Origin of the sequence: Clostridium simiarum (genome assembly GCF_018919175.1) — a bacterium.
In the GTDB taxonomy this organism is placed as follows: Bacteria; Bacillota; Clostridia; order Clostridiales; family Clostridiaceae; genus Clostridium_L; species Clostridium_L simiarum.
Window position 1 is genome coordinate 800,790 of the sequence record NZ_JAHLQL010000001.1, and the last position, 21,882, is coordinate 822,671.

22 protein-coding genes, 1 tRNA gene, 1 riboswitch and 2 other annotated features (1 of these 26 cut by a window edge) are annotated in these 21,882 nt (G+C 29.6%); of the genes, 7 read left to right on the forward strand and 16 right to left on the reverse strand.

Features of this window, described 5'->3' with window-relative positions; translation table 11 throughout:
* Positions 1 to 121: 121 nt before the first annotated feature.
* The 5 genes from KQI89_RS03810 to KQI89_RS03825 form a co-directional block, all read right to left on the reverse strand.
* The gene (locus KQI89_RS03810) at positions 122 to 1,489 is read right to left on the reverse strand and encodes an NCS2 family permease (RefSeq protein ID WP_032121798.1); all 1,368 of its coding nucleotides are present in this window, start codon (positions 1,487 to 1,489) and stop codon (positions 122 to 124) included.
* A 140-nt stretch (positions 1,490 to 1,629) separates the two neighbouring features.
* Positions 1,630 to 1,729, reverse strand: a riboswitch (purine riboswitch).
* Between the two features lie 115 nt (positions 1,730 to 1,844).
* On the reverse strand, positions 1,845 to 2,837 hold the full coding sequence (locus KQI89_RS03815; protein ID WP_216455968.1) for an asparaginase: 993 nt from the start codon (positions 2,835 to 2,837) through the stop codon (positions 1,845 to 1,847).
* Between the two features lie 142 nt (positions 2,838 to 2,979).
* Complete coding sequence (locus KQI89_RS03820) at positions 2,980 to 3,135, reverse strand: hypothetical protein (RefSeq protein ID WP_187117376.1); 156 nt, start codon at positions 3,133 to 3,135, stop codon at positions 2,980 to 2,982.
* A 21-nt stretch (positions 3,136 to 3,156) separates the two neighbouring features.
* A complete protein-coding gene (locus tag KQI89_RS17895; protein ID WP_279231051.1) occupies positions 3,157 to 3,279 on the reverse strand; it encodes a hypothetical protein in 123 nt (40 codons plus the stop codon).
* A 234-nt stretch (positions 3,280 to 3,513) separates the two neighbouring features.
* Complete coding sequence (locus KQI89_RS03825) at positions 3,514 to 4,299, reverse strand: EFR1 family ferrodoxin (protein WP_216455969.1); 786 nt, start codon at positions 4,297 to 4,299, stop codon at positions 3,514 to 3,516.
* Between the two features lie 321 nt (positions 4,300 to 4,620).
* Between KQI89_RS03825 and yedE the strand changes: the two genes are divergently transcribed.
* From yedE to KQI89_RS03840, 3 genes are read left to right on the forward strand one after another with little or no spacing between them, the layout of a single operon-like run.
* Positions 4,621 to 5,718 carry a YedE family putative selenium transporter gene (gene yedE / locus KQI89_RS03830; protein WP_216455971.1) on the forward strand — a complete coding sequence of 366 codons (1,098 nt, stop codon included), beginning with the start codon at positions 4,621 to 4,623 and terminating at the stop codon, positions 5,716 to 5,718.
* Positions 5,708 to 5,911 (forward strand): sulfurtransferase TusA family protein, encoded by a 204-nt coding sequence (locus KQI89_RS03835; protein ID WP_243125461.1) that lies wholly within the window; start codon positions 5,708 to 5,710, stop codon positions 5,909 to 5,911. The genes yedE and KQI89_RS03835 overlap by 11 nt, the downstream gene beginning before the upstream one ends.
* A complete protein-coding gene (locus tag KQI89_RS03840; protein WP_246582945.1) occupies positions 5,883 to 6,152 on the forward strand; it encodes a putative Se/S carrier protein in 270 nt (89 codons plus the stop codon). The genes KQI89_RS03835 and KQI89_RS03840 overlap by 29 nt, the downstream gene beginning before the upstream one ends.
* Before the next feature lie 213 nt (positions 6,153 to 6,365).
* Here KQI89_RS03840 and KQI89_RS03845 read toward each other — a convergent pair whose 3' ends face one another.
* The 4 genes from KQI89_RS03845 to KQI89_RS03860 form a co-directional block, all read right to left on the reverse strand.
* Positions 6,366 to 7,067 (reverse strand): pirin family protein, encoded by a 702-nt coding sequence (locus KQI89_RS03845; protein ID WP_216455972.1) that lies wholly within the window; start codon positions 7,065 to 7,067, stop codon positions 6,366 to 6,368.
* 187 nt (positions 7,068 to 7,254) lie between these two features.
* A complete protein-coding gene (locus KQI89_RS03850; protein ID WP_216455973.1) occupies positions 7,255 to 8,601 on the reverse strand; it encodes a sodium-dependent transporter in 1,347 nt (448 codons plus the stop codon).
* Positions 8,602 to 8,676: 75 nt separating this feature from the next.
* Positions 8,677 to 8,941: a binding site (T-box leader), on the reverse strand.
* Positions 8,942 to 9,220: 279 nt separating this feature from the next.
* Positions 9,221 to 9,871 (reverse strand): pentapeptide repeat-containing protein, encoded by a 651-nt coding sequence (locus tag KQI89_RS03855; RefSeq protein WP_216455974.1) that lies wholly within the window; start codon positions 9,869 to 9,871, stop codon positions 9,221 to 9,223.
* Between the two features lie 205 nt (positions 9,872 to 10,076).
* A complete protein-coding gene (locus KQI89_RS03860) occupies positions 10,077 to 10,538 on the reverse strand; it encodes a GNAT family N-acetyltransferase (protein WP_216455975.1) in 462 nt (153 codons plus the stop codon).
* A gap of 407 nt (positions 10,539 to 10,945) precedes the next feature.
* On the opposite strand from KQI89_RS03860, the gene KQI89_RS03865 reads away from it, so the two are divergent.
* The gene (locus KQI89_RS03865; RefSeq protein WP_032121807.1) at positions 10,946 to 11,557 is read left to right on the forward strand and encodes an HdeD family acid-resistance protein; all 612 of its coding nucleotides are present in this window, start codon (positions 10,946 to 10,948) and stop codon (positions 11,555 to 11,557) included.
* Between the two features lie 176 nt (positions 11,558 to 11,733).
* Positions 11,734 to 11,928: a hypothetical protein gene (locus KQI89_RS03870; protein WP_032121808.1), complete on the forward strand. Its 195-nt coding sequence runs from the start codon at positions 11,734 to 11,736 to the stop codon at positions 11,926 to 11,928.
* Between the two features lie 66 nt (positions 11,929 to 11,994).
* Here KQI89_RS03870 and feoB read toward each other — a convergent pair whose 3' ends face one another.
* The 3 genes from feoB to KQI89_RS03885 all read right to left on the reverse strand — a co-directional run bounded on the left by feoB (position 11,995) and on the right by KQI89_RS03885 (position 15,011).
* Entirely contained in the window at positions 11,995 to 14,115 is a 2,121-nt protein-coding gene (feoB, locus tag KQI89_RS03875) for a ferrous iron transport protein B (RefSeq protein ID WP_216455976.1), read from the reverse strand.
* Positions 14,116 to 14,145: 30 nt separating this feature from the next.
* Complete coding sequence (locus KQI89_RS03880) at positions 14,146 to 14,373, reverse strand: FeoA family protein (protein ID WP_032121810.1); 228 nt, start codon at positions 14,371 to 14,373, stop codon at positions 14,146 to 14,148.
* A 146-nt stretch (positions 14,374 to 14,519) separates the two neighbouring features.
* The gene (locus KQI89_RS03885) at positions 14,520 to 15,011 is read right to left on the reverse strand and encodes a metal-dependent transcriptional regulator (protein WP_216455978.1); all 492 of its coding nucleotides are present in this window, start codon (positions 15,009 to 15,011) and stop codon (positions 14,520 to 14,522) included.
* 159 nt (positions 15,012 to 15,170) lie between these two features.
* On the opposite strand from KQI89_RS03885, the gene KQI89_RS03890 reads away from it, so the two are divergent.
* The gene (locus tag KQI89_RS03890; protein ID WP_216455979.1) at positions 15,171 to 16,472 is read left to right on the forward strand and encodes a serine/threonine-protein kinase; all 1,302 of its coding nucleotides are present in this window, start codon (positions 15,171 to 15,173) and stop codon (positions 16,470 to 16,472) included.
* A 57-nt stretch (positions 16,473 to 16,529) separates the two neighbouring features.
* Here KQI89_RS03890 and KQI89_RS03895 read toward each other — a convergent pair whose 3' ends face one another.
* The 3 genes from KQI89_RS03895 to KQI89_RS03905 form a co-directional block, all read right to left on the reverse strand.
* Positions 16,530 to 18,389, reverse strand: a complete 1,860-nt coding sequence (locus tag KQI89_RS03895; protein ID WP_216455980.1) for a type IA DNA topoisomerase — start codon at positions 18,387 to 18,389, stop codon at positions 16,530 to 16,532.
* Positions 18,390 to 18,685: 296 nt separating this feature from the next.
* Positions 18,686 to 18,853 (reverse strand): aspartyl-phosphate phosphatase Spo0E family protein, encoded by a 168-nt coding sequence (locus KQI89_RS03900; RefSeq protein ID WP_032121813.1) that lies wholly within the window; start codon positions 18,851 to 18,853, stop codon positions 18,686 to 18,688.
* Between the two features lie 330 nt (positions 18,854 to 19,183).
* Positions 19,184 to 19,258: transfer RNA gene (locus KQI89_RS03905), tRNA-Glu, on the reverse strand.
* A 194-nt stretch (positions 19,259 to 19,452) separates the two neighbouring features.
* On the opposite strand from KQI89_RS03905, the gene KQI89_RS03910 reads away from it, so the two are divergent.
* Positions 19,453 to 19,860, forward strand: coding sequence for a hypothetical protein (locus KQI89_RS03910; protein ID WP_216455981.1), 408 nt, complete (start codon positions 19,453 to 19,455; stop codon positions 19,858 to 19,860).
* 89 nt (positions 19,861 to 19,949) lie between these two features.
* Here KQI89_RS03910 and gltX read toward each other — a convergent pair whose 3' ends face one another.
* Entirely contained in the window at positions 19,950 to 21,608 is a 1,659-nt protein-coding gene (gene gltX, locus KQI89_RS03915; RefSeq protein WP_216455982.1) for a glutamate--tRNA ligase, read from the reverse strand.
* A gap of 71 nt (positions 21,609 to 21,679) precedes the next feature.
* Positions 21,680 to 21,882, reverse strand: a binding site (T-box leader); it runs 14 nt beyond the window's last position.

The window sequence follows — 21,882 nt, forward strand, 5'->3', positions numbered from 1 at the left end:
AAAAAACTCTACCTTCTTAATAATATATTAAATAGATATAACTAGAATCTATTAATAATTCTAGTTATATCACAAATTAACATTTACTTAGAATGTAGAGTTTTATCTTAATATCTATATACTATTTTAATCCTGTAAATATTATTTTCAAAATAAATATAATTCCAAGCACTATCATCACAGGAGAAACTTTTTTCTTTTCTTTACTAAATATGTTGTTTACTAAATTTATTATTACATAAGATAATATTCCTATAGTTAATCCATCACCTATACTATAAGTTAATGGCATTAAAGCAATGGTTAAAAAAGCAGGAACTCCTTCTGTAAAATCAGAAAAGTCAATCTTAACTACATTTTCTATCATAAAAAATCCTACTACTATAAGAGCTGGTGCTGTAGCACAAGCTGGAATTGCTACAAATAATGGTGAAAAAAACATAGCTAGAAGAAATAATATTCCTGTAGTAATAGCTGTAAGTCCTGTTCTTCCCCCTTCAGCTACTCCTGCTGAGCTTTCCACAAAAGTTGTTACTGTTGAAACGCCAAGTAATGCTCCTAAAGTGGTTCCTACAGCATCTGCTAATAAAGCCCTACCTGCTCTTGGTACTCTTCCTTCTTCATCTAACATATTTGCCTTTGATGTAACTCCTACTAAAGTACCAACAGTATCAAAGAAATCAACGAACAAAAATGTGAAAACTATAGTAATAAATCCCCATATCTTTGATGAATCCATTAAAAATGAAAAATCTAATTTAAAAGCAATTGGTGCTAAAGATTCAAATTTAAAAATTCCCGCTGGTAAAAATATTTTATGTAAAGCTGCTGCTTCTGGATTTATCATAGCATAGATCCAAGCCGTCATAGTACTTGCAAAAATTCCAAATAAAATAGCTCCTCTTACTTTCTTTTTTGAAAGAATTACAATAACCACTAATCCTAAAGAAGCAATTAAAACTGTTGGTGATATAAAATTGCCAAGTCCTACTAAAGTTGCGTCATTCTTTATTACCATTCCACTATCAACAAATCCAATAAAGGTTATAAAAAGTCCTATTCCAGCAGTAACAGCTAACTTTAAATTCATAGGAATAGTATTAACAACCAATTCTCTTACATTAGTCAATGATAAAACTATAAATATAATACCTTCTATAAATACTGCTGTAAGAGCCACGTGCCAAGGCACATTCATTTTTATTACTACTGTATATGCAAAGAACGCGTTAAGCCCCATACCAGATGCTAATGCAAAAGGTAAATTCGCATAAAATCCCATCATTATAGTTGCAATACCTGCTGAAAGACAAGTAGCCGTAACTAATGCACCTGCTGGCATCCCTGTGGCACTTAAAATTGTTGGGTTAACCGCTATAATATATGCCATGGTTAAAAATGTGGTTATACCTGCCACTATCTCTTTTTTTACACTTGTATTGTTGTCGGATTTTATTTTGCTAAATTTAAATGATTCTTCCATGTCCATCCCCCTAAATTTAATTATAATTTTCTTTAAAGTTTTAGTTATATAGTTTAAAAATAAAAATGCCTATATAGATTCCTTGAGGAATCTATATAGGCATCATCTCAACAAATAAAAAGTACAACTGCAGCTGTAATTGGAGACAATTCTAAAGATTCACTCATAGTCAGACATTTATGGTGTCTGGTAGAAACTTTTGATCCTTATCATCAAAATTATATGAGCTCTACGCTTTACGAATATTATTCTACAACATTAATTAAATATTGTCAACATTACGTATGATACTTTTTATTTTTTTATTTTTATTCGTATTTTATAATTGATTAATTATATTCACAGAATATATCATTAGATTTTAAATATTATTATACAAACCTTTTTCAAAGGTAGCCCTCACCTTATTTATATCATTTGTATGACTTAAAGTTACCAATAATTTTATTCTAGCCTTTTGTCCTGGAAGATTATCTCCAAATATTACTCCAAGATTTCTTAATTCCTTCCCTCCACCATGGTAGCCATAGGAATCAAAAACTCTTCCTTCAAAACATCTAGACACTACTACAACAGCTACACCTTTATTTATAGCTAATCTTATTCCCTCTACCATAAGAGGTGGAATATTTCCTCTTCCCATAGCTTCTACTACAATTCCTTGATTTCCTTGATCTATACAATAATTTATCATTCCAGAATCCATCCCTGCTACGCATTTAATCAATGCAACCTTAGCATTTATTTTATCTATAGCTACTGTTTGTTTTTCAACACTGTTTCTATAAAAAATCACTTTATTGTTGTCCACAATTCCGATAGGACCAAAGTTAGGTGTCTTAAAAGCATTTAAACTCATAGAATTGGATTTAGTAACTTCTGATGCACAATTAAGTTCTCCATTTAAGCATACCAATACCCCTCTATCTCTTGCTTCTTCAGATATAGCTGTGCAAATGGCTTCCGCTAAATTTGATGGACCATCATATCCTAATTCTGAGCTACTTCTCATAGACCCCGTAAATATTACCGGTTTACTAGAGTTAATAGTTAAATCCACAAGATATGCTGTTTCTTCAAGGGAATCAGTACCATGAGTAACCACAACCCCTGTTATATCCTCTCTCTCTAAAAAAGATTGGATAAACTTTGATAAATCTAACATAATCTCTGGAGTCATGTGAGGTCCAGGCAAAGTAGAAAAATTATGAGATTCTATCTCTGCATATTCTTCTATCCCCGTTACCATTGACATTATCTCTTCTCCAGTAAGACTTGGAACTGCTGCTTTTATTCTGGGATCAACTTTCATAGAGATTGTTCCACCATTAAAAATAACTGCTACTTTTTTCATAAAATCCCCCCATTTTTGAAATAAACACTATACAGATTTTATTTTTCATTTAATACCATCGAATTTCTTCATCTAACTAAAATCTATTTTACAATAAAGGTGTAATAATTTCATTAAAAATATATATTTCTAAGATAATATATTATCTTTTCATTTTATTATGGATTTTGTTGATTCTTTCCTCTGAAAGCCCTGTCATATTTATTATTTCAGTAATTCCAATGCCCTTATCAAGTAATTCCTTAGCTCTTTCCGCAGCTTTTTCGTATTGTCCCTTATTAAATTTATTCTCATTCATATAATATATCTCCTCCCTTTATTATTCTGGATTTATGGTTCCTTTTGATTTATGTTTTTTCATCTCTTCTTCATATATGATGTCTACTTTTGGTCTTCTTTCTGAAGTTTTTTTCTTCTTCTTTTTACCTGTAGCATGAGACATAATATCACTCCTTTAACTTTTGTTATATATCTATTTTCTCCTGAGCCACAGTAATTATTCTAATGAATAGAATCATTGTATTTTTATAATTTTACTAGTTTAAAAAGTTATAACGTAATAAAAAACATAAAATCCCTAGCTTCAATGTAGGCAATTTTATGTTTTTTTATGCTGTTTATCTCTATATAAACTTATGTTAAATTATATTATATATGTTAAATGCATAACATACGCTTACATTTTCTGACTTATTATGTCTTGAATCACTACATCAGGATTATGATAGTTATTATTATTTTTTATTTGAACTCTTCCAAATTTCACTGCACTTTTAGGGCACCAATGAATACAAGCGAAGCATTGAGTGCAATTCTTCCCCCACTTAGGGAAGTTATCTGACAAGGTTATATTGTTTGTAGGACATACCATATCACATATACCACATTTTATACATTTTTCTTCAACACAGCCTTTTCTGTCAACCCTATAAATAGACTTCATAGCCCATGCCATAACCTTACTTAAACCATTCATATAACTTTTATATTTACCTTTTATACCTACATTTTTATTCTCTAAGATTATAGAAGCTATTTCTTTTGTACTTTTATTCTCTTTATCTAAAAACTTTTTCCTATCTTCTTCTGAATTCTTATATATTATGCTATTATCTGGCATGGTTATTGTAAATGCGGAGTTTAATTTATAGTTTTTATCTTTAAGTATGCTATTCATATTAAACAAAGTATTTCCATCTATTCCACCACAATTAGCTACAGTAAATATATACTTAGCTTTATCTAAATTTATCTTCCCTACGAATTCTTTTACTATAGGTGGAATATTTGCGCAATATATAGGAAAAACAAACCCAACCCTTTCAGCTTCACAACTAAAATCTTTTTCGTTTAAAGCTTTTATTATAGGTATAATTTCTGTATCTTCAATATTTTTCTTTAAGTCTTTGGCTATTTTTAAAGAGTTTCCTGTACCTGAAAAATAATATATGATGCTTTTCATAAAACACCCTCCTAGAGTAGCATATTTTGTGGTAATCACATGATAAATAAGACTTATAATATAGATTAATATGTTTTCTTACAATTCTATTATAACCCTTTTCTATTAAAAATTACAAAGTAGAGAAATGTTTATTCCGCATTATTCCTTATGTTGTAATAAATAGCTTTTATTTAATATATAACTTTTTAACAAATCATTCCAAAGCTCTTCTATAGAAACTATATATAGTTATACCACCTATGATTAAACTTATCTATTTAACATATATTTAACAATTTGGTATATTTAGATTGAATAAGAAAATAAAGGGGGATATTTATGAAAGAAAAAAAAGGTATTATAATAACCGGAGCCATTGTGGGGATAATATCCGTACTACTTGTGTACTTTGGCAATCCTGTAAATATGGGTTTATGCATAGCCTGTTTTATAAGGGATACTGCTGGAGCTTTAGGTGTACATAGGGCTGAAGTGGTTCAATACATACGCCCTGAGGTTATAGGCATAGTTCTTGGCGCATTTATAATGGCATTTTTCAAAAAAGAATTAGACTCCAGAGGGGGTTCTTCACCATTTATAAGGTTTATACTAGGTTTTATAGTAATGGTAGGTGCTCTCATGTTTTTAGGTTGCCCTTTAAGAATGGTTTTAAGATTAGCAGGGGGAGATTTAAACGCCATCGTTGGACTAGTTGGTTTTGCAGCAGGAATTATTGTAGGTATACAATTTTTAAACAAGGGCTTTAGCTTAAAAAGAAATTATAAAACTACAAAACTTGAAAGTTACTTGTTTCCAGCCGTTAATATAGGACTATTTGCGTTACTTATAGCAGCTCCCGCATTTATATTCTTTAGTTCCAAAGGACCTGGCTCGTCCCATGCTCCTATCTACATGGCATTAATTGCAGGTCTTATTGTAGGAGCTCTTGCACAAAGAAGCAGATTATGTATGGTTGGAGGAATTAGAGATTTAATAATGTTTAAAGACAGCTATTTAATATCTGGTTTTATTTCTATATTTATATTTGCTCTTATAGGAAATTTAATAATTGGTAAATTTAATATTAGCTTTTTAGATCAACCTGTGGCTCATAACGACGCTTTGTGGAACTTTTTAGGAATGTCTTTAGCTGGATGGGCATCAGTTTTATTAGGAGGTTGTCCTTTAAGACAACTAATACTATCTGCTGAAGGAAACATAGACTCTGTTATTACTGTTCTAGGGCTATTTGTAGGTTCTGCTTTTGTTCACAACTTTAATTTAGCTTCTAGCGCAAAAGGCCCTACAGCTAATGGAAAAATAGCTGTTATAATTGGTTTCATAATTGTACTTTTAATATCTTATATAAATATAGAAAAAGAAACAAAAAAGATTAATATAAAATCGAAAGGGGATGTAAAAGTTGGTGCAAATTGACGCTAGAGGTATGTCCTGTCCTCAACCTGTATTAATGGCAAAAAAAGCTTTAACTGATTATCCAGAGGGAATAGAAATAATGGTGGATAATACTACTGCCAAAAACAATGTAGAACGTTACATGAAACAATCCGGCTATGCTGTCTCAGTAAAAGAGCTAAATGATGATTTTATACTATATGCTAAAAAATAATACTATGAAATATATTTCTTTATTTTATACTCATTCAGGAGCTATAAAATTCAGTAATGTATTGAAAAAAAAAGAAATAAATCATAAAATATTACCAACCCCTAGAAAGCTCAGCTCTAACTGCGGCATAAGCATAGAATTTGATTATGAAAAAAATATAAACTCTATAATAATGGACGATATAGAAAAAGTTTTTTTAATTAAAGATACAGACTATGAAATAGTATATAAATCTGAATAGGGCTATAAAATTTGTCCTAATTCAAAGATATGATTAATTATAAATGCCTCTTTGAATTAGGACCTAATTATATACTAATTATCTAGTTTAAATTCACATTATAATTTTTTAATCAAAACATAATTAACTAAAAAATCATAGCACCTAAGAAAAAGTTCATTTATCTATTTCTTATGATTTAAATGAAAAATCTTGAATAAGTAAGTGAAATTTCTACTTTTCTTTTTTCATCTCTATAACTATAATGTGAGATTTTTCTTTTGATTTTATAAGCAACTTTTCTTCTATTATTTCCATGGCATCTTTTTCTTTTAAAATCACCTCATTTATCTCTGCTATTCCTTCTATCTGTACTAAATAAGCTTGCCTTCCATCTTTCACATGAAAATCTATTTCTTCATTTTCTTCTAATTCTAAAACGTAAAAATTAGCATCTTGATTTATTTTTATAGGAGCCTCGCCTAATTTTCCTGAAACTATATGTAACCACTTGTTCTTTCTATCCTCCCAATGGAACATATAGTCACCATAACTCGGCTCATAGCCCTTTTTATCTGGCATTATCCAAATTTGTAGTAGTCTTGCTGTATCCTCTCCATAATTATGCTCACTATGAAGGACACCAGTGCCAGCACTCATATATTGTACCTGACCTCTTTCTATGGTTCTTTTATTACCCATACTATCACCATGAGTTAATTGTCCATTTACCACATAAGATATTATCTCCATATCTCTATGTCCATGAGTATCAAATCCATTATTAGATTTTATTAAATCATCGTTTAATACTCTTAGAACTCCAAAATTAATATTATGAGAATTATAATATTCTGCAAAGGAAAAATGAAATAAACTCTTTAACCACCCTAAATCACTACTCCCCATGTTTTTGCTATCTATTTTTTTTATCATTAGACATCCTCCTTTTTAAGGTTTTTTTGAAACTTTATTATATAACAAAAGTTTTTTATTTCAATTACTTTTATTTATTAACTTACTTTATATAATAAACAATAAATCTAATTTTAACCTTTGTCAATAAAAATTATAAAAAAGAATAGCGAGTTAAAGTTTCGCTTTATCTCACTATTCCTTTTCTCTATATCTTTATTATTCCTAAAGAATACAGAAATATAAACAATATAGCTATGGGAGCTATATATCTTACTAAAATACTATAAATATATCTAAATTTAAAATTATAAACACCATCACTTGTTATTTCTTCTACAGCCTTATCAGCTCCCCAAATCCATCCAACAAATATGCAAACTACAATTCCACCTATAGGTAAAAATATATTTGAAGTTATAAAGTCCATGGCATCAAAAAATACCTTTCCTCCTATTTTAAATCCTGCTAAAGGACCTAAGGATAATATGCTAGGAATAGCTAAAAGATACAATAACACTAAGATAATAACTGTAGATTTACCTCTAGTTAATTTAAATTTTTCTGAAACAAAAGCCACTACTGCTTCCATTAAAGACACTGTAGATGTAATTGCGGCAATAGCTATTAATATAAAGAATAAAAATTCAAAGAAATTTCCAAAGGGCATAGATTTAAATACTGCTGGCAATGTTACAAATATTAACCCTGGTCCATAGGTTGGTTCAAGTCCATAGGCAAATACTGCTGGAAAAATTACCATACCTGCCATCAAAGCGATTAAAGTATCTGCTAGAGCAACTTGTATAGATAAGCTTACTAGATTCACGTCTTTCTTAATGTAGCTTCCATAAGTAAGTATAATAGCCATACCTAAACTTAATGTGTAAAAAGAGTGTCCTAAAGCTTCTAATACTCCTTTAAGCTTTAATTGAGAAAAATCCGGTTTAAATAAAAATTCAATACCTTTATAAGCTCCCTGAAGGGTGAAAGATCTCACCATAAGAATTAAAATTAGCACTACTAAAAGAGGCATTACTATTTTACTAAATTTTTCTATACCACTTTGTATTCCAGAGAAAACAACTATAGCAGTTATGACCAACACTAATAATGTAAACGCTAGAGGTTCCCATGGATTAGAAATTAAAGTTGTAAAGTGCTCTGAAAGTTTTTCTACAGGTATACTATTAAAAGACCCTGTAATAGATCTTAAAATATAAGAAAATACCCAACCAGCTATCATAGAATAAAAGGATAGTATTATAAAAGCTGTAAGTACAGACAAATATCCAGCTAAATGCCACTTACTATTTGGTTTAAGCTTTTTAAAAGTTTCTACTGCATTTACCTGGTTTTTTCTACCCAATGCAAACTCAGATAACATCACTGGAATTCCAATTAGAAATATGCAAAGTAAATAAACTAATATAAAAGCAGCTCCTCCATTTACCCCAGTTATGTAAGGAAATTTCCATATATTCCCCAAACCTATAGCAGATCCAGCAGCAGCAGCTACTACCCCGAGTTTTGAACCAAAATTATCTCTTTTCATTTGTATTCCCCCTTTTATAATATTTAAAAAGTTAAACTTAAATAAAAAATCTTCGTCCCTATGAATTTAAATATTCATAGGGACGAAGATTTCTAACGTGGTACCACCCTACTTTGTAATAGATTACTATTACCTTATTTCAAATCATATAAAGATTACTTAAAGTAATCCTTATATTAACTTTAGCCTTTTAACGGTAGCACCCGTCTTTATTTACTCATAACTTTTCAACCAAGAGACTCTGGAGTGATTATTTCACATTATATTAACACTGATTTCCACCTACCATCAGCTCTCTTTTGTTAAGTGATAATGCTTTTTTCTCCTTCTTCATCTATATTTTTAAATTATAAAAATAATATATGTTTTTTACCTTTTTGTCAACTTATATTTATATTTTTTATTAATTCAATATCTATACTAGCGTTAAATTAATAATATGTTATTGTAAACCTTTTAAAAATCTTATAACATAATAAAGTAAAAATAGGAATTTAAAATCCTTCTTTGTTATAAGAATTTTAAATTCCTATGTAATATTACTAATCTCTTTTTAAGATTATTTACTAATTTTATATGAAGTCTAGTATTTTTTCTATTAATATGCAGTGTCAATTCATTATCTTATAATTATTCCCATTAATTTGGATAATGAAACTGCCTGTACAGGTGAGAATATTGCTCCTCTTAAGTTATCTATTCTGGCCCCTATCCCATCTACATTACAACTAGTAAAATCAATATCCTTTAACTTAGTCCCTGACATTTGACATTGAGTTAAATCTGTATTATAAAATCCAACCTTATTAAAATTACAATCCTGAAAATCAGAATAACATAACTCACAGTCCTGAAACTTTACGGCCTTACAGTCAGCAAAACTAAAAAATCCGTAATCTCCACTACATTGATTAAACCTTACGTTTCTCAAAGTTGACTCACTTAAATTAATGCCCATAACCTTGCAATTTATAAACTCCACTCTATGAATTATAGAATTTCTAAAATCAACATTTGATAAATCACAGTGTTCAAATCTTACATCTGTTAACTCAGCATAGTTCAAAGAGCTTCCTATAAAAGTAGAATTTTTAAATATAACCTCATTAAAAGTTACAGCATCTGCTACTTGATTTTCAATTATATATCCCCCTATAACTCCAGAGGATATGTAACTCTCGTCCTCTAACTGCCCTATAGATTCTATCCCTTCTAGATCTATAGGCAACTTAGGTTTTTCTATACTAAAATCATTTTTTTTATCCTTCATTTAAATATCTCCTTTTCATATCTCCTGTATGTTATATGTAAATAACCTATGTAAGAATTTCCTATTATTCTACAGAGGTTTTTATTAATATAACCCTTATATATTCTAATTCCTAATTTTTACTATCTAACAGATTTATAATATATATTTTATTTATTTTAAACAAAACATACTGAAATCCCTTATTATTATTTAATACTTACTTTCATAAATCCATGCTTAATCTAATCATATCAATACACTCTATTCCATTTTCTAATATTTTCTCTTTATAATGTCTCTTAAAAAAATCTTTATCTATACCAGTTATACGTAATCCACATTTTTGATATAATGCTAGTTGCATTATACTTGAGTTTCCTGTGCCAATTTCTAAAGTTTTAGCTCCCTTTTCTCTTGCCTTACTTATAGCATCCAATACTAAGGTCTTCCCTATACCTTTTCCTTGATATCTTTCATCTACAGCAACATTTACTAATTCCAGTGTAAATGGTCTTGTTCTTAACAGAATATATACTCCAACTAAAGAATTCTCTATAAAACCTAAATAGCAAATTCCCCTATTAATATAATCCTTAATGATTTCTCTTGAAGGGTCTGCCAATAATAAAAGCTCATATGGTATGTCTTCCCCTTTATTCATTTCTCTTATTAAAATTTTTTCCATGTAATCCTCCTTATAATACCCATTTTTTAATCAAATCAATGTAAACCTTAATAATAAAATCTATAATATTTTTCACATTTCCTAATTCCATTTAAATGTTGTTACTTTATGATAAGATAATTTCAACATTCAAGTAAAGTTTTTTTATAAGAATTAGCTCTTTATACCTATTCTTTACAATAAAATTATTCAGGTAAGTTATGTACCTTCTCTTCATAAAAAGTAAATCATAGAAAACAAATCTTTAACTTAGTGCTATCAGATTTCATATAATGGATTTGAATATTTCTCATGTTAGACATGAGGTAAAAAAATAAAAACAAAGAATATGAAAAATTTATCTCAATTTTGTTATTTATCCTTTATAATATATAATATACATAATTTTATAAAGGGAGGCAATATTTATGAGAGACAGTAAAATGTTATCAATACTTCAAGGAATGTTATTTATATTTGTAGGAATTATAAGTCTTGTACATCCTTTAGAGTCTCTTACTATTCTATCCTTATTTTTTCAACTATTATTAGTAGCTCTGGGTGTAATAAAACTTATAAAGGCTTTAATCAACAAAAATAACTTTGAAGCAAGCTATTTATTTTATTTAAAATTATTTGAAGGACTAATTTTTATAATCATAGCAGCAGTCTTTTACTTTAATGAAAATCTTTCTATACTATCCTTTTCTATAATATTAGGTCTTTGGTGTACATATAATGCATTAGTTTCATTAATAGGTTCTTTTAAAGGAAGAAAGGTAACTTATTGGTACATAGCGCTAATTCTATCTTTGGCGGCTTTTTCCTTTGGTTTAATGATGACATTTAAACCCTATGTAACATTTATATCTTTAGCAGTATTAATAGCACTATATTTTTTATGTGCTGGTATAGAGATACTATTCTCCACTGTTTATATTGAAAGAAATATGAAAGAACCAATAATATTAGATAGTACTGATATAGAAATAATAGAGCCTTCAAAATCCATGGAACCTAAAAAAGAGGATTTTAAATAGTACCTACATTATTAATAAACTTCTAGTTATTTTTATAGTGAATTTAATAATATTAAGATAATAACTAATAGACATATTCATAATAAAAACGTCACAACATAATTATTTTATCTACTATCACCCTTTATCCTAATAAAAGATATATTATATTATAATAATCTATCAAGGTGATAATAATGGATATTAATGATAATGATTCATCTTCAATAGAAACCTTTCTTGAAATCCAATGTCAATGGGAAGAAGATGAACCTACTCTATCTTTAGAAATTCCAATAAGTATTAGAGTCTTCATAATTGCTCTAGCCCTATCTAATTTAGAAAAATGTAATGATAAAATAATTAATGAAGGTGAACTATGCCAAGAATAGAGGAGCATATATTTCATACTTCTATAGTTTAACATAAAAAACCCTGGACTTTTCCAGGGTTTTATGTTAAATCATTCCTAAAATTCTTGCTACACTTGTTGTTATAAAGCATACTATAAATGCTATAGCTGTTGGAATTAAAGCAGAAAGAATTGTCCATTTTCTGCTACCCGTTTCTTTTTTTATGGTTAAAAGTGTAGTAGCACAAGGCCAGTGTAATAAAGTAAACAGCATAACATTTAAAGCAGTTAGATATGTCCATCCTTGGTTTAATAAAATCTGTCTTAAAGCTTCTATGCTTTCAAATTCAATCATAGTTCCAGTGGACATATATGACATTAGTAATATAGGTAGAACAATTTCATTGGCCGGTAATCCTAATATAAAGGCCATTAGAATATATCCATCTAATCCAATTAAATTTGCCACGGGATTAAGAAAGCTTGCAACATGAGAAATTATACTTAAATCCCCAATATATATATTCCCTAGTATCCACGTAACAACTCCAGCTGGCGCTGCTACAACTACTGCCCTCCCCAAAACAAAAATTGTTCTATCTATTATAGAAGTATAAAGTATTCTCCCAACTTGAGGCTTTCTATAAGGTGGTAGCTCTAAGGTAAAACTTGAGGGAACTCCTTTTAGTAAAGTTTTAGATAATACATAAGAAACTAATAAGGTTATGGCTACACCAATAATAACCATCACTGTTACTGCTAAAGCGGGGTATAAATTAGAAAGTTTTCCTTTTGAATTGGCTAATAAAAACACAGAAGAAACTGCAATAAGTGTTGGAAACCTCCCATTACAAGGTATGAAATTATTGGTAACTATAGCTATTAACCTTTCTCTTGGTGAGTCAATAATCCTACATCCAATAACTCCTGCCGCGTTACATCCTAATCCCATGCACATAGTAAGACATTGTTTTCCATGAGTACAAGCCTTTTTAAAAAGATGGTCTAGATTAAAAGCTACTCTAGGCAAATATCCTAAGTCTTCTAGTAAGGTAAAAAGAGGAAAGAAAATCGCCATAGGGGGTAGCATTACAGAAACCACCCAAGACAAAGTTCTGTAAAGTCCAAGCACTAGTATTCCATGTAGCCATTTAGGCGCATTCATATGCATGAACCAATTAGTAAGAATATCTTCAAACTTAAATAATAGCTTTGCAATAAGCTGTGAAGGGTAATTAGCTCCTATAATTGTAATCCATAAAACTAAAGCTAATATGAATATCATTATAGGAATTCCAAAGGCTCTAGAAGTAATATATTTATCAATTACTCTGTCTCTGTCCTTTTTATTTTTATCTATTTTTATATATTTATCTCTTATTTCCTCTGTCTTTTTGTATATTCTATAAGTTATATCATCCCTGATTTTCTTTTTATTTGTGTGTTTAACAATTTCATCAATCCTTACTTTTAATTCCATTGAAGCATTTGCATCCATTTTTTCAAATATGCTATTAAATATTGCTGCATCTCCATCAACAAGCCTTAACGCCATCCATCTTAAATTTATCCCCACATTTTCCTTTTGTACTATACTCTCCATTTCCTTTATTATTTTTTCAATGTAGTCCTCATAATTCAATTTATTAGGTTTAGGCTTTATTTTACCTAATACTACCTTATCTATTACTTCTTTTAGTTCATCAATTCCAACACCACTTCTAGCAGCTGATAACACTACCGGAATACCTAATTCTTCCTCAATGCCTATTGCATCTATTACTATACCCTTCTTTTTTGCCTCATCTATAAGATTTATGCATAGAATTACATTATCAGTAAGTTCCATTACCTGATAAACAAGATTTAAATTTCTTTCTAGACAAGTAGCATCAGCTATAACAACAACTACATCAGAATTTCCAAAACAAATAAAATCTCTAGCTATTTCTTCTTCTACTGAAGATGAGAAAAGAGAATAAGTTCCTGGTAAATCTACCAAAATATATTCTCTATCATTATACCTAAACTCTCCTCTAGCATTAGTTACGGTCTTTCCTGGCCAATTCCCAGTATGCTGACGAAGCCCTGTTAAAGAGTTAAACACCGTGCTTTTCCCTGTATTTGGATTCCCTGCTAGGGCAATAACAAATTGATCTTTCTTCTTATCTATTTTATATTCCTCTGTTAATGTATCCATTCCTGTGGATTTATAGGTAAGTCCCATTTCTAACCTCCAAACTTACTATTACTTAGATTACTCTTCAATAACCTTTATAAGAGATGCTTCTTCTTCCCTTAGAGCTATCATTGCACCCCTGATATTATAAACTGTTGGATCACCAGAGGGTCCTCTTTGTATAACTTCTACCTTCGCTCCTTTGGTAAGTCCTAGGGCCAGCATCCTCTCTCTTAAAAATCCTTGCATAAAAAGCTCCTCCACTTTTACTCTATCCCCTACTTGGGCTTTATTTAAATTTAACATCCTTTTCCTCCTCCATTAAGCTATATTTTTAGTCTAGGCTAACTTTATTTCCTTCAGCTAATGTCATTTTATGCATCACCTTATAAAAAGTGTAAAAAATATTTAAATATACAAAAAAGTTGACTTAAATTAGCCAACTTTTAAATCTATATATAGTTATTCTCTATGGTACTTCTTCTTTCATTTCTATAAATTTGATAGGCTTTTATAATTTCAGGATTTTCTTTAAGAAACTCCACAAAAATATCTAAATTCTTTAAAGTTTCGCTACTAATAGAATGCTCTAATTTCTCTGTTTGTTCTAGCACATCCTCTAAGGGTGAAATAAATCCTAAAAAACCTTCAATAACATTATGCCTTTTAAGAAGCATTTCCCCTATATCTCTTCCCTCATCAGTAAGTATAATGACTCCATATTTCTCATACTGTATCAAATTAACCTCTGAAAGTTTTTGAATCATCTTTGTAGCTGAAGGCGGTTGCACATTAAGAAATTTTGCTATTTCATTTATTCTTGTAAAACCATTGTCCTGTGAAAGTCTATATATCATTTCCATATAATCTTCCATGGAGGGGGTTAATAGTTTTAAATCCTTTTGCATATATCCACGAAAAGTGTAAAACTCTTCATTTGACATTGAGCTCCCTCCTTAAAATCACTATAATAAATCTTATGTTAAATAAAAAAAACTATTCCTTTTCTCCTAAATTCAAATATATAAAAACATATATTCCTTTGTATTTTCAATATAAAAAATGCTATAATAACACTGCAATAAACTATAAAGGGTGATATTTTGCTTAATAAAGGATTTATTTTAAATAAAAAATATGAGATTTTAGATATTATAGGTAACGGTGGGACAAGCAACGTGTATTCTTCAAAAAATATAATGAAGAATGATGGTAAAACTTACGCTATAAAAAGTATTCAATTGAATGAAAAAAATACAGTGCTTTTGGCAGAACCCTATATTTTAAAAAAATTAACTCACGATGGAATTCCAAAGATATTCGATGTGTTTCAAGAAAATAATGTTTTATACATAGTGGAAGAATTTATTCACGGAAATACTTTAAAACATTATGTAAAAGAAAAAGGGTTTTTAGATGAACATGAGGTTTTTCAAATAATCTTAAAACTATGCGATATTTTAAATTATCTCCATAGTCAAAGTCCTGCAATAATATATAGGGACTTAAAACCCTCAAATATAATGATATTTAATGAAAATATCAAATTAATAGATTTTGGAACTTCAAGAGAATTTAAACCTAATAAAAAGCATGATACTGTATATATGTATTCTCAAGGGTATGCTGCACCAGAGCAATATGGATTAGAACAATCCTCTGTGGAAACGGATATATACTCTCTTGGTGCTATTATGTACTTTATGATAAAAGGAAATCAACCAAAAGGATTCTTAGAACCTTTAAAAGATGAAAATTATGATACTTTTAAACATAATAAAATTAAATCTATAATAAAGAGATGCATGCAAGTAGATAAGTTAGATCGTTATAAAAATATATTAGAAGTAAAGAAAGACATATTAGCTCAATTAGAAAATAGTTATGTTAAAGAAGAAGGTACAAAAATATTAAAAGAGGGTACTATAGATATAGAACTAACCAAAACATTAAAAGAAGATCCAAAGGTTATCTTAAAAAGCACCAATATCATTAAAGGCAATTTAAAATATTTTATAATTTTGATTTGTCTAGTACTTATAACAACTTCTTATTTTATACTAAAAAACTTATCTAGCCGTAATTCTGATAAAGAAAAAAATAATACACCAACTACTACTGAAGATAATTTTAATGAAATCTATGACCAAAAATCAATCCAAGAAGAAAGTCCTAATAAATATATAGATAAAGAATTAGAACCTGAAATACCAGATAATAATACCAATAATAGCAATACCCCTACTACTAATACTCCTACTACTAATCATAATGAAGAAACAAATAATACTACTACTAATAAATCTTTAGGAAATCCAGTTAAAAAATCTAATAGCAAGTCTCAAAAAAATTCTAAGGAAAAGAGTAATAATGGAAAAGCAAAAGGAAAATTTAAGAAGCCCTAATCACTATAATTATAGTAATTAGGGCTTAAATTATACTTTGATACTTTTAGTTTAATATTAATTTTCTTTTACCTCTCTAGTATCATTTATTATTGTAGGTCTACTTCTTTTCATTTTCATAACTCCGATTTTAGTAAAGTTAAATATCTCCTTCAAAAATTCATCTTTATTGTAGTTGCCTTTTTCCATATCATATAGTTTTTTTTCTAATCTTCCAGTATAGTCCGTATCCATTAGTTCTTTTACTGGGAAGCTTTCTATAAGTTTACTTCCTATATCCGTTATTAAAAGAGATTTTCCCTTGGTAACAATATATCCTGCAAACTTAAGTTTATTTATAGTTTCTGCTCTAGTAGCAGCTGTTCCTATAGAATATCCATATAATATGGTGCTGTCCTCTTCTTCACCCTCTTGTGATTTATTACCCTTGCCGCAAGTTTCCATTGCCTTTAAAAGAGTTTTTTCTGTATAATGTGCTGGTGGTTTACTCTTCTTAGATGTAACCTTAATATCTTCAATTTTAACCTCCTCATTTTCATTTACTGGAGGTAATAATTCTTCTTTTTTCTCTTCATCATAAAGCTTAAGCCATCCCTTATTTTTAAGTATTCTTCCCTTTGTACTAAATAATCTTTCATATTTCTCACCCTGCACCGCAGTTATAATTTCAGTATTTTCATACTGAGCTGGTTCCATAAATTGAGAAACAAATCTATTCTTTATGCTATTATAAACTTCCCATTCTTCCTTATCTAACCCTTTTGGAATAACATATGTAGGTATTATAGCACTATGACTCTCAACCTTTTCATTATTAAATACTTTTTTCGATTCATTAAATATTATTTCATCTTTAAATGGTAACTGTTTTTTCAAAACTTCTAACACATTCTTTGCCTTATCCTTAAGACTTTCTTCTAATGCAGTACTTTCAGTTCTTGGATAGGTTATATACTTTTTTTCATATAGACTTTGAGCTACTTTTAATACCTTATCTGCAGTCCATCCATTAAATTTACTAGTAATAAAACCCTGTAAATTACTTAAATTAAAAAGTGCTGGAGGATATTCATTCTTACTTTCAACTTTTTTACTTTTAATCCTACCTTCTTTTCCTTCAATTTCTTCCTTCAACCTAACCACACTATCTTTATTAGAAAATTTATCATTATTCCCATGAAAAAATTTCCCCTTATAGCTACCTGCCTGATTTTCAAAAGTTGCAATAAGTTCATGAAAAGCTTCGGATTTAAAATTTTTTATTTCCATCTCCCTGTCATATATTAATTTAAGGGTAGGCATCAGAACCCTCCCAATATTTAATAAGTTTCCCCTGCCTCTAGTATATTTCATTGTTGCTACAGCAGTAAAATTTATACCTATTACCCAATCTGCCAGTTGACGACTTACTCCTGCCTCCTGCAAGGTAACCATATCTGAATTAGCTTTAAGATTATTTAATCCTTTATTTATCTCCTCTGGGGTCCATTCGTTAATTAATATTCTGTGAATTGGCTTTTCAACTTTTAAATATTGAAATATAAGAAGAGCTATAAGTTCACCTTCTCTATCGTAGTCCGTAGCGGTTATAATTTCTGTAATATCATCTCTATTTATAAGACTACTAATTATATCTAATTGTTTTTTTGCACCCTTATCAATTACCTTTTTGTTCTTACCATCATTTTTAACCTTATATTTAAACTTCTCAGGTATATACGGAAAATAATCAAAATCCCATAAAGCTAATTTTTCATCATAATCCCTACAGTCATAAAGAGTAAGCAAATGACCAAAAGCCCAAGTTATTATATATCCTGAACCTTCTATATATCCATCTTTGCGAGCTTTACAGCCCAATGCTTCAGCTATATTTCTAGCCACAGAAGGCTTTTCTGCTAATATTAATCTTCCCATAGTTCCACCTTCTACTAATTATTTTTTACTTTTAAACTCCAGTACTATTATACTTATTTATACGGTTATTGAAAAGAGTTAAAGTGAATCACAAAAACTAGTGATGAACAATTCACTCTGTAGCCTCTTTTGAATAAAAGTCATAACACTCCCCTAGCCTTCTGCTTGTATGTTTTTATATTGATTCCTATCAGATTCAATGATAATTTGTCCAAATAAAGCTTTTTTGATTAGTTTTATTAAAACTAAAGACATCCATATAACTGGATGCCTTTTTATCCTTAGTTTGCTATTCCCTAATCATCCTGTCTTAAAAAATCGTTATACTCATTAAGCAAATTGTCTAATCTTTGGCTTAATTGTATAACATTTTGGTCAAGAAGTTCTTGCTTTTCCCTTATAAGTTGATTCATTAAGTCTCTTACTTCTTCTATTTTTTCTAAGAGTAGTTCCTCTTTTGACATAGTATCCCTCCTTTCTTTCTGTAATAAATACATTTTAAGGGATACAATGCAATAATTTGTAATTTTTATCAGAGTTTATCTAATCAAAAAGACACCTAGTTTCCTAGATGCCTTTCTTAATTAAATTATTCTGTTATCCTATTATTCTCTAACTTCAAAAGATGTTATCTTACCATGCTTAAAGAAAAACTATTGTTGCCCAAAAATTAAATAATTTATTTACTTAGTTGATTAAGGAGAAAATACTCCTTTTATATTTTTACTTTTCTAGTGTAGGAAAAACAAAAAAACACAGTGTCTTAATTCCTTAAAACACTGTGTTTTCAAGCTTGGTGACCCCTAGGGGAATCGAACCCCTGATTCCACCGTGAGAGGGTGGCGTCTTGACCGCTTGACCAAGGGGCCATATATTTAGTTCCTGTATTATTAATAATATCAAATTTTGATCTTTATATCTAATTGTTTATTTAAATAGTCAAACCACTTTCCATTTAAAATATTTATAGTACCTTTTGGAGTTTTATTTTATAATTAATCGCACTCTTTCTTTACTTACTGCATATTGTAATATTGTAGTTAAATTATTTGGAGGTATATACATGTACAGTAGCAACGATAACACAAATGATACAATCAACCTTAATGATCCTCGTAACAAGAAGCATCATTGTCATCATAAAGAAGAGCACTCTGAAAAAATGCCACATATTCAATATCCAATGATGCATCATCATATGATGTGCCCGCAAGCTATGCCTTATTTTCAAAATCCTATGATGAGTCCTATGATGCAGAGTCCTATGATGAGTCCTATGATGCATAATCCTTATATGATGATGCCTCAACATATGATGCATTGTGGAATGTCTCGAGATGAAGTTGATCCTGAGATTGAAGAAACAGACTTATATCGTTCACATTCTCGCCGTAATTCCCCAAGGCATCACCATCATCACTATCATCACCATCATTATCATTTTTATAACCCATGGTGGATGTACAGATAGAAAATACTTACTGTGTAAATTTTATTAAAATATTATTATAAGAAAAACTTGAAGCACTGAAATATTTTATTATTTCAGTGCTCTTTATTTTATACTTCTAAGAATTTCTTAAATCTCTCTTTAACCATATCCTCACCCATTACTTGCATAATAGTATATAGATCTGGCGTATTATTTCTATGACTTAAAGCACTTCTTACAGCTCCAGCCACATCAGAAACCATTCCTTTATAATTTTCAGGATTTTTCTTAAAGCTCTTTCTATCAGCTGCATAACCTAATTCTAAAGCTAAAGACTTCAAGTTATCAAACCAGCTATCTTTATCATTATTAATATCAAAAACTTTAATATAAGCTTCTGTTATATGCTTCGCTTCTTCTAAAGTCATGTTCTTTGGTAATTCTATATCTTCAGAGCTTTCCATGTAAAATAATTCGTCAAATAAATAAAATATCTTTTCCTTAACGTCACTCCACTTTTCAAAATCTTTTCTTGGCTTCTGACCATCTTTGTCTATATTAAATATCTCTTTTGCTCTGCTACTATATTTAATCATTAAATCATAGCTTTCCTTATCAAATTCCTTTGCCCACTGGGTATATAACTCATATACCTTATCTGCTTTCATTCTAGCTATAACATTTTTACTTACATCATTTAGCTTAACTATATCAAATAAAGCACCGCTTTTACTCATTTTTTCTAAAGCTACTGGGAATTCTCTATAATCTAGTTGTGGATTTTCTTCTCTCCACTCTTCAAAGTTAGAATTTATTATATTTAAAAGATATTCAATAACTGACTCTACAGGATATCCCTCTTCTCTATAATAAGAAACTGCACTTTCTGGATCCTTTCTTTTGCTTAACTTTCTCTTAGTTTCTCCATCTTGCTTCATAATTGTTGGAATATGAGCAAAATTTGGAGTATGGAATCCTAAAATATCAAATAATTGCACATGTATTGGAAGAGATGATAACCATTCCTCTCCTCTTATTACGTGAGTAGTTCTCATTAAAGCATCATCAATAGCATGAGCAAAATGATAAGTTGGAAGTCCATCTGATTTTATAATAACTATATCTTGATTATTCTCTGGAAATGATATATCTCCTTTTATTAAATCATGAAATTCCACCCTATTTTCTATGTTACCAGGAGATTTTAATCTTAAGATAAATTCATCCCCCTTTTCAATATGGGCTTTAACCTGTTCAAAAGATAAGTTTCTACATCTTGCATATTCTCCATAATATCCTGGAGTTAATTTCATATCAGTTTGCTTTTCTCTAATTTGATTCAGTTCTTCTGCGGAACAGAAGCAAGGGTATGCTAAGCCTTTTATAACTAAACTCTTAGCAAAGGTTTTATAAATTTCTTCTCTATGGCTTTGCCTATATGGCCCATAATTACCTATTTCAGTGGTTTCTCCAGTCATTCCTTCATTAAAGTGCATACCAAAGTTTCTCATAGTAGCTATGGTATCTTCAATAGCTCCTTCAACCTCTCTTTTTTGGTCTGTATCCTCTATTCTTAGAATAAAAACTCCTTCACTTTCACTTGCTAGTCTTTCATCTACAAGAGCTGCAAACACTCCACCTATATGTTGAAATCCTGTGGGACTTGGAGCATATCTAACAACTTTAGCTCCCTCCTTTAAGTTTCTCTTAGGATACTTTTCTAAATAATAGTTAGGAGTTTTGTCTATACTAGGGAATAGAAGATCCGCTAATTTTTCATTACTCATTTTATCAATCCTTTCACTTACAATTTTAAAATATTATTATTTTTTAAAATAAATAAAGCCTCTCATCCTTAGTTTAGGACGAAAGGCTATCTTCCGCGGTACCACCTAAATTGGTTATACTAACCCACTTAATTTCAATAAGAGAAATCTTCCTCTCTTGACTTACTTTAAAACTTTCAGTCTAAAAGCTCCAGAGCTTCTTTCCATAGACTAATATGCCGAACTCCCACCATAATCGACTCTCTTTAAAATTAGCTTCTATGTACTCTTCTCT